Raw genomic sequence first — 13,926 nt, forward strand, 5'->3', positions numbered from 1 at the left:
ATAGATTGTTTAGGTTTGCATAAATAATAAATATAAACATAGAATATTTAATGCAAAAGTATTATTATTATTTTATATTATTAATGTTTCAAAATACATTATTTGCACAATACAGGATTGATAGTTTGAGAATTTTTGTTATGTTTAATGATGGCCCGGAAGTAATAAAAAAATACAATCATTTTGAACAGAAAGTACAATATGAGATACCGTGTATTTCTCCTATTGAGACTAATCAAAATCATTTTGTTACTTCGTTTTTTGGAAACCGAGTTCATCCAGTGAGTGGAAAATCGCACTTTCACTCAGCTATTGACATTTCAGCCAAAGAGCATGAACCTGTTTTTGCTACGGCAGATGGCATAATTATCGAATCAAGATATGACACGTATTTAGGAAACTATATTATTATTGAGCATCCAAATGGTTATCAAACACTCTACGGGCATCTTTCGATAAGTGAGGTAGAAGTGGGGGAGATGATGGTTATTGGGCAGAAAATCGGACTTATAGGAAAAACGGGCCGAGCCACAGGTCCACATTTACATTATGGAGTAAAAAAAAATGGGCAATTTGTTAATCCATTGCCCTATATTAATCTGCTTGGTAATTATATCTTGAATCACTGATGGTTTAATCACTAAATTCGGGAATATATATATCTTCCTGTTCTGTTTCTTGATTCATGGCAATTAATTCAGCTTTTTCCTTAAATTTTCTGAATGCTTCAGGTGTGAAAATTTCACTCACAGGCACATTGTTTTGAAAACAAACATCTAAAATTTGCACTAAAGTTGCCAATGTACCTCCACCATTGGCAAGGTGGCGATAAATTAAATATTTTACGCCAAGAAATTCTGCACGTTTCTTCTCAAACTGTGCAATCTGTTTTGGGCTGATTGGATTGCATTTTTCGGCATTTTCTATAATTTTATCATCAATTTGTTTATGAATCAGAGAAACGAATGCTTTATAAAACAATTCTTCTTTTTCTGAAATATCTTTTTTCTTTCGGGGCATTTTTTTAAAACTTTTAGGATTTATCGGGTTTGATTAAATGGGGAAAATCTTTTTTAATTCGTATCATTTCTTCTTGGACAAGCCAATCAATCTCTTGTATAATCTGATGATAATTCTGCTGAATTACATACTTTTTTGTTGATTCTTTTGAGTGATTTTTGCTAAACTCATCGTTTACAAATATAGAAAAATCTTTGATGATTGGCAATTCTTGTGAAGAATATTGTGGGGTATCAACTTTGATTTTTGCATGAAAAGTTTTGTTTTCTATGGGCTTGTCAAAATTATCAGCAACTTGCCCTACAAATGTCCCTTGGCTTAGATTCGATATTTTAGCGGCATAGATAGTGTCAGATACCTGTATAGAAAATTGCATAGACGAATCATTTCTACTTTCTGTCAAAGACTCTTTTATTTGTTTGGTTTTTAAGAAAAGTTTAGAAAGTTTTTCGGCAGTTTCTCCCGTAACTTGGCCTGAAAAAATATTCCCTACACTATTTATGATTACGGTTGCTTCTTTATCGCCATAATCTCTTTTTAATTGAGAAAAATCTTGAATACCCATCCATGTGGCTATTTTATTCGAGCGAGCAGTTGCTATCAATTTATCTAATCCACCCAAATAAATAGTTGGTAATTCATCTAAAAATAAAGCTAACTTTTGTCTTCCTTTTTTATTGATGGTTTTTATCATGCGGGAAGTATAAAGTCCTAATGCTGCACCATAAATTTTATCACGTTCAGGGTTATTTCCCACACATAAAATTTTGGGGTCTTCTTGATTATTCAAATCCAAATAAAAATCATTGCCAGACATAACCCAATATAAGGTTGGTGTTGAAAGTCGTGCTAAAGCGTTTAATGTTGTTGAAACTTGACCATCTAATTGCTCATACGACCCCTTAGTAAATGCTTCATAGAAAGATTTGGCATAATTTCTTGTTTCGTGATAACTCACCAATATCGGCAATATTTCGTCATATTTTCTATTGGCAAATTCGATTACGTGGGGTAAAGTACAAATATTTAGAAGTGGGTCAGGCTCTACATCAGGGTTAGTTAGTTGCTTGGCTTGGTATTCTGTCTGCTTTCGATCGGCAATCATTTTCAAAATCCAGATAATTGACGTAACAAAATTAATGGCACTATCTACCCAAAAATCACCCTCTTTAGAAATCCATGTGCGATTGAGATTACACATCAAGGTTCGAGCCGACTCATAAGCGTCCATTTGTTCTAAAAGTAGGTGTGGAGCAATCGGATTACACCTGTGAGAGCGTTCGGGGTCATCGAAGTTGATAACATAAAACTTGGGTCTTTTTGCTCCGTAACCATCTAAATTATGAAGTATTGCACCGTACGTTTCTAATGTCAAATCTGGAAATTTGAAGTCATAAATAAATAGCGTATAACCTTTTGCAATAGATTGTCGAATAGCTGGCAGTAAAATACTGTATGATTTTCCCGAACCTGGTGTACCAATAACCATTACAGCCCGTTGTGGATTTACTACTGAGATTTCTCCTTTATGCACTTTACCATCATATTGAAATGTTGATTCAAAATTGACTGAAAATTCATTTTCAAGACGAACAATATTTTGAGGGAAAGTTTCACTTGCTGTATTAAAAATATCGTCTTTGATATTGAAGTTGATTAAACGTCTGAGATTTTGCCCACCTTTAATCATTAAAAAATACCCTAATACAGAGCATATTGAGTAGCAAATTTCAGATAAATAGGTAGCATAGAATGGTATAGCAAAAATAATATTGATACTAAAAAACAAAATCACGCCTATCAACAAGTTGTTTAATGATTTTTTTCTGTCAATATCTTTCGATTTTACACCTCTGCTACCAGCAATATAGAAGAACAATAAGAAAAAACTTAGGATTTTACTTGTAAGATGATGCTGGAATAAAGAAGTTGTTTGATTGACTTTACTTAGAAACTTTAATATATACTTTGTAACGATTGGAATGTGTTCAAAAAATGTAAAACAATAGACATAAATATTAAAAAACAGTGCCGTAATGGAGGCATAAAGCATAATTTCCAGTATTTTTTGTAAGCCGTCTCTTTCTGTTTGAGTGTACATTAGTCAAATTTTATTTGTAAAAAATATTATAATATAATACTTTTGTAAAAATATATACAATTCGATTATATCAAACTATGAGGCTATGCTTTTCTTTTTTCCTATTTTTTCTTTACTCATCAAGCTACTCACAATCAAACCCACCACGAATCCTTGTGGAAGCAACAGGTATAAATGCTCCTACCGGAATTAGTGGAACAATTACCATAAGAGTTTCCTCGATAGCAACGGGATTTGATAAATCTGTAACAGTAAATGCTTCATCGCCATCTATCAATCCACTAAGTATTGCTCCAACAATTGGTGGTAGTTACAAAATCGCCATTACAAATAATACTAATAAGCAGATAGGATATGTTTTAGGTCAAATTGGCGGAGATTGTGTAGGTAAGCCAAAAGGTGTTGCAATAGGCAATGGAACAGAAATCAATTATCGAAATGGTTTTGATTTACCAATTGAAGCGGGTCAAATAGCGGAAGTCTATACAGATTTGACAATTCAATCACATCCGAATTATCAACAAAATTGTATTGTGGGTAATGAAAGCTATGAATTGGGCGGTATTTATCTAAGTTTATTCAGAGCCGATGTGAATCGTATAAGAATTAGTGAAGATTTTCTGAATACACAACGAGAATTTTATATTTACAATATCCCCAGTGGATGTAATAATTTTTGGAATTCAAGTGCCACAGGTAAAACCAAGATTTTTGTTAATGGAAAGGAGTATGTTCAAAATGCTACGAATGTTCTGTTTGATGCGTACGGTTTGAGAGTATATCGGTTTCCAGAAGGATATTTTAACGTGGGAGATGTTATTTGGGCAGAAGATGAGTGTGGTAGCTTGCGTTCAAATTCAACCATAGTAGAAGAAGATTATGCTTATTTGAGTATTTCACCCAATAATAATTTTGTAGGAAATGGAATTGCCGAAGATGATACGCTTTCGCCTGCATCAAGGCTTGAAACACCGTTGCGAATTAAGCAATGTGTTCCGATTTCAAATATTGGCTCACATAACCTATCAAAATTGGTTGCAGCTTTACCAAATAACTTTCCCGATAACCAACCGTATAGTGCAGGTAAATTCTATGTTAATGGGCAAATTATTAAACCTGAAGATTTTATTACACGAGCCAATGCCTATCGTCGTGAAGTAGGAAAAATTAATGCGGATGGTTCGGTATCTCATTTTGGCGGAGCAGACTATTTTACGTTGACTTCTCGTAAATACTTTGTAGTGTCTCCAAGTAACCCAGTTGTATTTGAATATCAGCATAATGGGTTTGATTTAGTAACCTGGGATTTTGCTCATTATATTATTTTGGGCGAAAGATTTGGTTTCCGATTCATTCATAACAATGATGTCAAGCTTCGTTACATAAATATTTCAGGCGATATTGAAGAAGAAACCCTCTACGGAGATTTTTCAAATGCTCGTTATAAAATTACTTTCGATGGTACTTTTGTACGATTATATATCAATAACGAACTTAAAAGAGAATTTAGACAAAAAGTTTTTTTTACATCTACGGGCGGTATTATTTCAAATACCAATTATTTGGATTTACACGAAAAAGTTAATTTTATGCCAACAGATACGGGTTATCATTATATCCGAGCTAAAATCAACAACATTCAAATCGTTTCACAAAAGATATATATTGAGCCTAACAAACCAATCATTTTCCCAAATCAGGATTCAATTTCAATTTACAAAGGACAAACGATTACATTGAGTATTCAAGAATCGTCATGCCAAGGAGCACTTCTTTGGAATACAGGTTCAAAGCAACCCACAATTCAAGTAAGTCCAAATATTGATACTGAATATTCAGTTACTTGCCAATTGCCTAATTATTGTACAGGCACACCAGATAAAATTAAAGTAATTGTACTTCCGCCTGTTCCAAGCGTTTTTGCATCTAAGTCAGAAATATGTTTAGGTGAAAGCATCGCTTTAACAGCCAGTGGTTGTACAGGAAATTTATTATGGTCAAACGGTATGACCTTGAATACAATTTCTGTTACACCCACATTATCAACTACCTATTCTGTCAGTTGCACTGCCAACGGTCGGATTTCACCGAGTAAAATTATTTCTATAAAAATTCAATAAATTAAACCCCCGATTCATCTATGCAGAAGTCAATACTGGCTTTGATAGGCATTTTTTGTGCCTGTTCATTTAAAAATGTGGTATTTGCCCAGTCAACCGACCCATCAGATACTCTCAAAATCATTATCAGTTTATTACCTTCAAAACCAACTCTAACTAAAAATCGAGATTCAATCTATGTTGGCCAGGCAGTTACATTGACTGCAGCTAACTGCAATGGAACTATTACTTGGTCGAATGGCACTACTGGGAATAACATGACGGTTTCACCTAATCAATCACAGTTTTATGCTGCTTTTTGTACATCTCCTTTTGGGTGTGTTGGTTCAAAAGATTCGATTAAGGTTAATGTGCAAAATTTACCTTTTCCAACGGCATCTCCTCAAACCATTTGCGATGGAGAATCTACAACTTTAACTGCTTATGGATGTTCGGGGGGGACTATTAAATGGAATACTGCACAAACAGGAGCAGTTATCGTTGCAAATCCAACTTATTCGGCAGGTAGCATTACACCGTCACCAATTTATTCAGAAACTACCTATTCATACACCTGTACTTATCCTAACAATGGTCAATCGCAATCGGCTTCTGTAACGGTTAAAGTCAATTTTCGTCCGCAAGTTCCAGCCATTTCAGCTAACCCAACAACAATCTTAACCAATGGTTCAAGTACATTGTCGGTTTCAAATTGTAATGGTACAGTAGAATGGCAAAAAGAAAGTGCGAATACTTGGACGAATGATGGAACAGGCGGAAGTAAAGTAGTTACATTGAACAAAACAACCAATTATAGAGCAAGATGTATATCCGCTCAAAATTGTTCATCAAGTTATAGTGGTGTTTTCACAATTACAGTTTCCTCGCCAATACCCAGCGTAACCGCTTCAGCATCAGATGTTTGCCAAGGTACAGGCGTAACTTTAACGGCATCGGGTTGTAGTGGCACTTATAAATGGAATTCGGGGCAAACAACTCCGAGTATTACAGTAAATACACAAACCAGTGGTGTATATGAAGTTTATTGTCAAGATTCTGCGGGTATTTCTGAATCTAAGAAAATCAAGTTTAGCCTGCAATAATATGAACCAACGAAAACAATTATTGATTTTGCTGGGACTTTGGTTTTCGGCTTTTACTGGTATTTGCCAAAGTGATACAAGTAGCCTAAAAATACAAATTTGGAAGAAATTACCTGCCCCTAAAATAATACCAGTCATTTCAGAAAAAGGAGAATTGTTAAAACTTACTGCATCTGGTTGTACTTCAGGAGAAATCCAATGGTTTGATGCTCAAAGCAAGTTTCTCTCAAAAGGTGAACTGATAACTAAGAACGTAGTTGATAGGGTAGGAGCGGTTTGTCAAAGCAAGGAAAAATGCCCATCAGATACAGCATATTTTGAGATTGATTACACTTTTCGAGGAGAAATTATTAGAACTGATGTAAATAAAAAAGTATGTGTAGGTGTCGAATTTTTTTTCTTGGTAAAAGGGTGTGAAGGAAAAGTTTATTGGCAAGATGGTTTTATGCAGACCAATGAGCGAAACATAAAAGTTACTCAAACGGATACCTTGAAATACCAATTTCGATGTTTGAAGCCAAATGGTATTTCTAAGTTTACGAATATTGAAATGCCTGTTTTAAAACCATCACTCGATGGTTTGATACTTTATCCAAACCCAACTTTTCATTGGCTTAAACTCAAATCGAGTGCTTGTTTGACTGGTGTAAAATGTCAGATTTATAATATTATCGGTCAAAGATTGTATGAAGGCTGGGCAGAAAGTCATGATGATTTTTTACAAATCAATGTATCAAATCTGCCAAGCGATGAATACATTATCGAGTTAAGTTTAGCTGAAACGGGTGAAAGGATTGTCAAACGATTTATCAAATTAAGCAAACTATGAGATTTTTATCAATATTTTTTTTATGTTTTTCGATAGTTGCACATAGTCAAGTAAATCTTCGTCGTATTCCATTGGGGACTTTAGATTTTTTACTTTACCCATCGGATGCCCAATCGTTGGGTTTAGGAATGGGTGGATTTGCTACAAACCCAACAGAATCAAATTGGATGACTAACCATGCAAAAATTCCATTTTTAGAAAGCAATAGTAGTATTAACGTTGTTTATAATCCTATTGCAAACGGTATTATTGCTGACATGGGTTTAGCAAGAATCAATGCTTATACCAAACTCAAAAATAATAGTAGTTTTAATTGGGGCATCCAATATTTTGATGGCGGAAAAATTGATTTGAGAGATGATGACGGTGTTTCTAATGGCGAATTTAGTTCATACACGTTGGCAATTCAAACGGGCTATTCGATGAAACTTAGTAAAAAAATAAATGGTGGATTGACGTTTCGATACATAAATTCTCACCTATTGCCAAAACATCAATTTGGGCAATACAATATTCGTCCAGCCTCAACATTGAATACTGATTTAAGTCTTTATTATCAAGGCGATAGAACTAAAAAGCATTATTTCAATGGAGCTGCTGTGATACAAAACATCGGACCCAAAGTTAGTTTTGGAGATGAAAAAAAAGGCAATTTTCAATCAACAATTTTTAGATTAGGAGGAGCCTACAATCTAAAAATACAAAACAAAGATTTAATAAGTTTAAATCTTGATGCTCACAAAATGTTAGTTCCCACACCTCCTTTATATGGTGCAGAAGGGAGAATAATTAAGGGCAAAAACCTGTACAATACCAGTAGTTTAGCTGCTATTTTTTCAAGCTTGAGTGATGCTCCAAATGGTTTTAGTGAAGAGTTATCAGAAATAATGATTTCAGCGGGCTTAGAATTTACTCATGCCAACAAACTAATAGGTAGGATAGGCTACTTCAATGACCCTAAAAGTAAAGGAAATAGAAAGTTACTTACAATAGGTGGAGGGCTACAAAATCTTTCACTAAAAGAAGATAAATGGTTAATGAACTTTGATGTTTCAACGAGCTTTGGGTTGGGCGATTTTACGCCAATGAATCATACGTACATGCTCACTTTGAGCTTTTCTAAAAATAAAAAACAACAATAAAAATGCAATTATTTAAAAATCAATTACCACCCCCGTTTGATTATATTAGCTTTATTCAAGTAATTCAAAGCCTTGGATTCTTTATAGAACAAGAAGCCGAAGGGCATTTAATTATCTTAAATTCGCCATTAGATGAAGATGTTTCATTACAACTGATTACCAATTTTCAGAAATCAGATAAACAAATGGATGCTAATTTTAGGCACTTAAAACTTTATCAGTATAGCAAAAAACTGGATGCTTATATTGGAGAAAGCCATTTTATTAAGGTAGATGAACAAGCAATTACAACTATCAAAATAATTATTGAGAAAATGACTAACCGTTTTGTGCGAGGAGTTTACCGATGTGCGTGTGGTGAAAAATACCTAAGGTCAATACGCACCAAAGATGGAAATATTTTTAGTTGCTTGGGCAATGATTGCGAAGGTGTAACACTAACTCAACAAGAGATTTTGACGATGTGAAAAAATTTAAACTTTAGGATTTTTTTAGAAACGGCAAGGCTTTTGGCTTTGCTTTTTTTATGAATTATTTAAGAAATATGAATATTAAAGCCATTTTTAGTTGCAAAACCACCAATTGGGAAACACCGCAAGACCTTTTTGACGAATTAGATAAGCAATATAACTTCACGTTAGATGTTTGTGCTACATCTGAAAACGCAAAGTGTAATGAATTTTTTACTCCTGAAATTGATGGGTTGAAACAAGAGTGGAAAGGAATGTGCTGGATGAATCCACCTTATGGAAGAGAAATTGGCAAATGGGTAAGAAAAGCTCATTTAGAAGTCATTACAGGTAGATGCAGAATTATTGCCTTACTACCAGCCCGAACCGATACCAAATGGTTTCACGAATGGGTACTTAATAAGCACGAAATTAAATTCATCAAAGGGCGGTTGAGGTTTAGTGATTCTAAAAACTCAGCACCTTTTCCTTCAATGCTTGTAATTTTTGAAGGAAGGCCATGAATTGTAACCCTTCCTAATTATATTCTAATTCCATTTCAATTCAGAGCCAAGCCAATTGAAAGTGTTTTTCAAAACAACGGAGGCGGTTTTGAAAAACTTTTTCAGTGCCAAGCTATCAAAAGCCTCTTTCATTGGTGATTGAGTAGATAGGAAATATTTTGCCTACTGGCGAAAATTTTCTGTTACGAAACTCTCGGATGAAAGTAATTTGCCATAAATTCCCCTCTCATTCAAGAAAAATCGTGCGAATGCACGAAATTTTTTTAAGGCCTTGACAATTTTTGACCAACAAATGTTTCCATTTGGCTTTGATTTAATTCTATGGGAAATGTGAAAAACTCTCGGTTGGCAGTTGTTACTTGAAAAGTTGTTTCACAAACTAAAATATCAATAATCAAAGCAGGATTGAAAAAATGATAACTCCCATCGGAGTTATTCATTCTCAAAATTTCATCTTTCCATTTCATATAATTCTATGCTACATTTTTCAAAAGATTCATGTTCCAAGAGGGAGAAATAAAGCCGTTTGGAATACCTCCTATTTCTTGCCATTTCTGCAAAAGCATTTGGTATTTATTTCTGCCATCTTTGATAAAATTGGGGTGGGCAAGTGCATCAAAAACAAAAATATCATAGGGTTCTTTTTTCTGCACTCCAACAAAAAAGAAACAACTTTTGCTTGGCGTTTGTCTATTATGAGCATCTAAGTAAAAAGCCGCTTGGCGGTCATATTCGTATTGATAACAAGATTTTACAAAAGCATTGTAACTTCGCTGACTGGTGGTTTTAATATCAACAATGATATTTTTTCTACACACCAAATCTAATTTGGCCTTACATGGCAGCTTTGTTTGTTTATCGTTAAATAGAATGCCCATTTCGTTATGACTTCCATTCAAAACCCAACTACAAAAACGGTTTTGTTTGATTCTTGAAATGAGATTTTCAATCAAATCAATATCAACATCTTGCGGAATAATTATTGGCGAATGGGGTTCTAATAGTTTACTATGTAATACAGACCCAAAGGCAAAGGCCTTATAAGGTTTGAATGGATTTAAGCCAAAAAGATAATTTTTAAACTCGGTCAAATCTGAATTAGAAATACTTGGATACGCTCGATAATTATTTATAAATACATTGTTTTGCATAAAAAATGAAGTTTTAAACCATTTTGTAAGCTCAAAATGGTTTGATTAGAATTAAACCCAAGCCTCACAAAACCTAAATGCTTCTTCATTGATTCGGGCAGCCCCACCGAGAACATTACCAAAAACGTTTTCACGGTTTCGACGTACATGAGTTGTAAAATTGGTAATACCTTGTACTAAACCAAAAGCGGTATCTCCCAAAACTATACATTCTTTCTCGATACAAGTATTGATATTTGTAATAAGGTTTTTCTTTCTCGAAGTCAATTCTTCATTCCCTAATTTTTCCTCTTCGCTCATTCTTACCAATCTTTCAACCAAAGCAGTTTTGATTGATTCATCAATTTCAACGTTTTGCATTTCTTCCATTTTTGAAAAAAGCAACTGTCGTTGTTGCATATACGTTTCAAAGTTTTTCAATAAACCTTCAATTTTTTGGTCGTGGTTTTTGGTGTGGTGTATTTGCAACTGACGAAAGATTTTTGAGAAACGATTTTTACAACGAATCATCATCGAACTATTGCCAATAAAAAATCCTGTACTGCTGTCGTGGCTGTTGCCGATAAGCATATAATCAGTGAAGTCATAACCCGAAACTTTTATTGGCTCGGTACACTCCAAAAATGCCAAAACCTTTTTTCCTCCCTCAAATTCATCATAACAACGTATCGGGAAACCTGTAATTTCGTTCATTCGCTCAACTACTTCCAAAAATCTTTCGTTGCTGGTGGGTGTGTAGCTTTGCTTGGTTACATTCAATAATTTATTGGTATCGTTTCTAAAAATGGCTTTATGACTTGTCAAAACTGTATCATTTGAGAAAATAGGTTTTTCTACAATGTCCCACGAGAGTGTATTTGATTCCATACTTTTGATTTATAATTTGGATTAAAATAGGGTAGGGGGAGTTTCACCCCCTAAATGCTTAGTTTAGAATTGTTTCAGTTACTTCGTCTAATCGCTCAACCTTCGGGACTGGTGGTAAAAAGAAAGTATCCGATACCAAACTTTTATTATATACTGCCGTAGGTGTCAACGTATCTTCACGGTAGATGTGGTGGTCTAAAGCAAACTCACGGTATTCTTTTACTTTTTCAAGGTCGGCATCTTCAATATCAAACTCCGCAATGAAATATTTACCTTTTTCGCTTGTTTTTTCCTTAGAAGAGATATTTACCACAAAATCGGCAAAGGTTTTAGGGTTTTGAAGGCTTCCACGATAAAAGATACTTTGCATTACTTTTTTGAGGTTGTTTACACTCGAATTATTGAACATCACAACCGCCACACAATTATCTTTGTCAATAAAAAATACTTCGCCCCATTCTTCCTTTCTATCTCTCGCAAAAAGGTTTTCTTCAAAGAAACGCCACGCAATCGGTTGCATTTTGAGTTTTGCTCCAATATCATTTCCATCAAGATAAAATTTGCCTACTTGCCCATTAAAGCGATATTCTCTTGGGTTTCCTGTTAGATAGCGATAAATAGATAAAACTTCACCGTTTGTTTCATCAACTGTTTGATAAGATTTGATAGAAAGAGATTTGTTTGACATGATTGTAAAAGTTTAAAAGTTTTTGTAAATGATTTGGCGTTCGGTAAACTTTCGCATTTTTTCTTTCCCATCTCATTACCTGTTTTTTTCAGATAGATGATGTATGAGCCGACCAATGTTTGGTCTTTTTTCAATACTTCGGAAGAGGTTATTTCCCTTCTTCGTAGGCAAGAATCTTATCGAAACTGCGAAAAGCAAAAAGAACGCCAAATGAAAAGCAGTCATGGGCTTGACGGACAAGGGCGAAATGCGGAAGTTGGGAGGGTTCCCTTCGGGATACCCAAACTGCACAAATGAGCTAAGTTTACCCTTGTCAGTCAAAAAGCCAACGACTGCAATTTTGCTGTTCTCTTTTGTAATCGCTGTTTTGATGATTTTTGGTAGAAGGAGGAAATAATACTGTATAGAGATATTGAAAAGCGAATACTCAAAATTCTGTCGGTTTGTATGTATCAGTTGAACAAATTCAGTAACCTGAGCAGGGGAGAAAATCTTGGAAAACTTCTCCTTTCATTCAATAACTCAATTTCTATTCATTTCATTTTACCAGCTCCCAGTGCAACGGGTGCGGAAAATGAAGAATGAATAGGAATTGTGTTGATCCTTTGTGTGCAAGTCAAATAATTAATTTTCTTTCAAAAATTGTTTATTTGACGGTGGCAGTGTGCCGGGATATTCCCCTATAATTAAAAATAATACTTCTTTTCTTTTTATATTGTAACCTAATTGGATAATACATTATAGAGAGGTGCATATATGATTTTTCAAAAAAAGACATACACAGAAATCCTTAATCTTATTTCAGACGATAGGAATAAAGGCTTAGAGGCCATTTATCAGCAATATGGTAGAAAGTGGTATAACTATGCTATTAAATCTTGGAAGATGTCAGAAGATGATACTTGGGACGTGATTTACAATACATTTAATGATGTACTATCAAATATTAATAATTATAAGATTGAATCGCAGATACATTTTGACAATATCCTATTCAAGATTTTTATAAATAATTTAAAGAAATCGTATAATAAACAAAAACTAAAAGATGAAAAAATAAACTTTGTTTCATTTGATGATTTGAACGGAGAAGAGAATGAGGAAAATTTTGAAATTGAGAGTAGCACATTTGAAGATTTTTTAAATGAAGAAATTGAAAGTAAAAATCTAATAAAACTCCAAAAATCGCTTAATAAGTTAGACCCTATTGAAAGGGACTTACTCCTGCTGAAAGTACAGAATTTTACTTATGATGAGATAGCAAAGTTGTTAAATGTTGAAAACAATCATCTAAAAGTAAGTTTATTCAGAGCCAAACAGAAATTGATAAAGATTTATAATCAGATTGAAATATGACAAGCAATAGTAAATTAGACCAAGCTTTGAAATTCTTGATTTTAACCGATAAGGTTGATTTAGAAACGCTTCGAAGACAAGTTGATAGTCAAGAGATTATTAACGAAATGCCTAAATTTAAACAAGAGTTATTGTTTTCAAAATTGGTTTTCGAGCCTGTTAGTCTTGGTAGTTTATTTTCGTCTAAGTTGATGCTAAAAAAACTATCAATTGATACTTTGGCGAGTAAACTTGGCGTTGCTCCTAATCTAATAGCGGATTTATTGACAGATAAGGTTATTCCTAACAAAGTACCAATAGTAATAATGAAGAAATTATTGAATGATTTTCAACTAACATTCAATGACGTTGAGCAGGCAATCAATAGAACTTTTGAATTATTTAAAAACCAAACGAATAATGCACTATCAGTAGCAATGCACAGAAAAGGTAGTGAAGGACGGTTTTTTCAAAAAGAAACATCTTCAAATATTTATACAGAAGAGGTTAAAGATAAATATATAGATGACCTAAGACAAATAATGGAAGAATCGAAATGAAATGGAGTTATTCTGATAGCAATTGTTTTTTTCAATGCCGTAGACTCTATTATTTGAG

Annotated in this window: 15 protein-coding genes; 9 read left to right on the plus strand and 6 right to left on the minus strand. The window is 33.9% G+C overall.

Annotated elements, in window-relative coordinates; translation table 11 throughout:
- The first annotated feature begins 83 nt into the window (after positions 1-83).
- The gene (locus EMTOL_RS19910) at positions 84-629 is read left to right on the plus strand and encodes a M23 family metallopeptidase (RefSeq protein ID WP_305953304.1); all 546 of its coding nucleotides are present in this window, start codon (positions 84-86) and stop codon (positions 627-629) included.
- A 4-nt stretch (positions 630-633) separates the two neighbouring features.
- Here the strand turns inward: EMTOL_RS19910 and EMTOL_RS19915 are convergent, their stop codons facing one another.
- Both EMTOL_RS19915 and EMTOL_RS19920 read right to left on the minus strand, forming a co-directional pair.
- Positions 634-1,020 carry a hypothetical protein gene (locus EMTOL_RS19915; RefSeq protein ID WP_015026188.1) on the minus strand — a complete coding sequence of 129 codons (387 nt, stop codon included), beginning with the start codon at positions 1,018-1,020 and terminating at the stop codon, positions 634-636.
- 13 nt (positions 1,021-1,033) lie between these two features.
- Positions 1,034-3,121: a YWFCY domain-containing protein gene (locus tag EMTOL_RS19920; RefSeq protein WP_015026189.1), complete on the minus strand. Its 2,088-nt coding sequence runs from the start codon at positions 3,119-3,121 to the stop codon at positions 1,034-1,036.
- A gap of 155 nt (positions 3,122-3,276) precedes the next feature.
- Here EMTOL_RS19920 and EMTOL_RS19925 point away from each other — a divergent pair, with 155 nt between their 5' ends.
- From EMTOL_RS19925 to EMTOL_RS19950, 6 genes are all read left to right on the plus strand, one after another.
- On the plus strand, positions 3,277-5,241 hold the full coding sequence (locus EMTOL_RS19925) for a hypothetical protein (RefSeq protein WP_305953305.1): 1,965 nt from the start codon (positions 3,277-3,279) through the stop codon (positions 5,239-5,241).
- 20 nt (positions 5,242-5,261) lie between these two features.
- On the plus strand, positions 5,262-6,323 hold the full coding sequence (locus EMTOL_RS19930; protein WP_015026191.1) for a hypothetical protein: 1,062 nt from the start codon (positions 5,262-5,264) through the stop codon (positions 6,321-6,323).
- Between the two features lies 1 nt (position 6,324).
- Positions 6,325-7,152 (plus strand): T9SS type A sorting domain-containing protein, encoded by an 828-nt coding sequence (locus EMTOL_RS19935; RefSeq protein WP_015026192.1) that lies wholly within the window; start codon positions 6,325-6,327, stop codon positions 7,150-7,152.
- Positions 7,149-8,294, plus strand: a complete 1,146-nt coding sequence (gene porV, locus EMTOL_RS19940; protein WP_015026193.1) for a type IX secretion system outer membrane channel protein PorV — start codon at positions 7,149-7,151, stop codon at positions 8,292-8,294. Before EMTOL_RS19935 ends, porV begins: the two co-directional genes overlap by 4 nt.
- Positions 8,295-8,296: 2 nt before the next feature.
- A complete protein-coding gene (locus EMTOL_RS19945) occupies positions 8,297-8,761 on the plus strand; it encodes a hypothetical protein (protein WP_015026194.1) in 465 nt (154 codons plus the stop codon).
- 77 nt (positions 8,762-8,838) lie between these two features.
- Complete coding sequence (locus EMTOL_RS19950; RefSeq protein ID WP_015026195.1) at positions 8,839-9,267, plus strand: DNA N-6-adenine-methyltransferase; 429 nt, start codon at positions 8,839-8,841, stop codon at positions 9,265-9,267.
- Between the two features lie 263 nt (positions 9,268-9,530).
- On the opposite strand, the gene EMTOL_RS19955 is transcribed toward EMTOL_RS19950, so the two are convergent.
- Genes EMTOL_RS19955 through EMTOL_RS19970 form a run of 4 tightly spaced genes read right to left on the minus strand, consistent with a single transcriptional unit; the run spans position 9,531 to position 11,973 of the window.
- On the minus strand, positions 9,531-9,734 hold the full coding sequence (locus EMTOL_RS19955; RefSeq protein WP_015026196.1) for a hypothetical protein: 204 nt from the start codon (positions 9,732-9,734) through the stop codon (positions 9,531-9,533).
- A gap of 6 nt (positions 9,735-9,740) precedes the next feature.
- Entirely contained in the window at positions 9,741-10,418 is a 678-nt protein-coding gene (locus tag EMTOL_RS19960) for a PD-(D/E)XK nuclease-like domain-containing protein (RefSeq protein WP_015026197.1), read from the minus strand.
- Between the two features lie 51 nt (positions 10,419-10,469).
- Positions 10,470-11,285, minus strand: a complete 816-nt coding sequence (locus EMTOL_RS19965; protein WP_015026198.1) for a DUF932 domain-containing protein — start codon at positions 11,283-11,285, stop codon at positions 10,470-10,472.
- 58 nt (positions 11,286-11,343) lie between these two features.
- On the minus strand, positions 11,344-11,973 hold the full coding sequence (locus EMTOL_RS19970; protein ID WP_015026199.1) for a hypothetical protein: 630 nt from the start codon (positions 11,971-11,973) through the stop codon (positions 11,344-11,346).
- Positions 11,974-12,729: 756 nt separating this feature from the next.
- Here EMTOL_RS19970 and EMTOL_RS21995 point away from each other — a divergent pair.
- Together EMTOL_RS21995 and EMTOL_RS19985 are read left to right on the plus strand one after the other, a co-directional pair.
- Positions 12,730-13,329, plus strand: a complete 600-nt coding sequence (locus tag EMTOL_RS21995; RefSeq protein ID WP_015026200.1) for an RNA polymerase sigma factor — start codon at positions 12,730-12,732, stop codon at positions 13,327-13,329.
- On the plus strand, positions 13,326-13,868 hold the full coding sequence (locus tag EMTOL_RS19985) for a hypothetical protein (RefSeq protein ID WP_015026201.1): 543 nt from the start codon (positions 13,326-13,328) through the stop codon (positions 13,866-13,868). Before EMTOL_RS21995 ends, EMTOL_RS19985 begins: the two co-directional genes overlap by 4 nt.
- Positions 13,869-13,926 lie beyond the last annotated feature (58 nt).

The organism is Emticicia oligotrophica DSM 17448, from assembly GCF_000263195.1.
Lineage (GTDB): Bacteria > Bacteroidota > Bacteroidia > Cytophagales > Spirosomataceae > Emticicia > Emticicia oligotrophica.

What these genes read in the sequence shown, in the direction of transcription:
- EMTOL_RS19910 (WP_305953304.1), top strand. Translation starts at nt 84, where the DNA reads ATGTTTCAAAATACATTATTTGCACAATACAGGATTGATAGTTTGAGA.
- EMTOL_RS19915 (WP_015026188.1), bottom strand. Translation starts at nt 1,020, where the DNA reads ATGCCCCGAAAGAAAAAAGATATTTCAGAAAAAGAAGAATTGTTTTAT.
- EMTOL_RS19920 (WP_015026189.1), bottom strand. Translation starts at nt 3,121, where the DNA reads ATGTACACTCAAACAGAAAGAGACGGCTTACAAAAAATACTGGAAATT.
- EMTOL_RS19930 (WP_015026191.1), top strand. Translation starts at nt 5,262, where the DNA reads ATGCAGAAGTCAATACTGGCTTTGATAGGCATTTTTTGTGCCTGTTCA.
- EMTOL_RS19935 (WP_015026192.1), top strand. Translation starts at nt 6,325, where the DNA reads ATGAACCAACGAAAACAATTATTGATTTTGCTGGGACTTTGGTTTTCG.
- porV (WP_015026193.1), top strand. Translation starts at nt 7,149, where the DNA reads ATGAGATTTTTATCAATATTTTTTTTATGTTTTTCGATAGTTGCACAT.
- EMTOL_RS19945 (WP_015026194.1), top strand. Translation starts at nt 8,297, where the DNA reads ATGCAATTATTTAAAAATCAATTACCACCCCCGTTTGATTATATTAGC.
- EMTOL_RS19950 (WP_015026195.1), top strand. Translation starts at nt 8,839, where the DNA reads ATGAATATTAAAGCCATTTTTAGTTGCAAAACCACCAATTGGGAAACA.
- EMTOL_RS19955 (WP_015026196.1), bottom strand. Translation starts at nt 9,734, where the DNA reads ATGAAATGGAAAGATGAAATTTTGAGAATGAATAACTCCGATGGGAGT.
- EMTOL_RS19960 (WP_015026197.1), bottom strand. Translation starts at nt 10,418, where the DNA reads ATGCAAAACAATGTATTTATAAATAATTATCGAGCGTATCCAAGTATT.
- EMTOL_RS19965 (WP_015026198.1), bottom strand. Translation starts at nt 11,285, where the DNA reads ATGGAATCAAATACACTCTCGTGGGACATTGTAGAAAAACCTATTTTC.
- EMTOL_RS19970 (WP_015026199.1), bottom strand. Translation starts at nt 11,973, where the DNA reads ATGTCAAACAAATCTCTTTCTATCAAATCTTATCAAACAGTTGATGAA.
- EMTOL_RS21995 (WP_015026200.1), top strand. Translation starts at nt 12,730, where the DNA reads ATGATTTTTCAAAAAAAGACATACACAGAAATCCTTAATCTTATTTCA.
- EMTOL_RS19985 (WP_015026201.1), top strand. Translation starts at nt 13,326, where the DNA reads ATGACAAGCAATAGTAAATTAGACCAAGCTTTGAAATTCTTGATTTTA.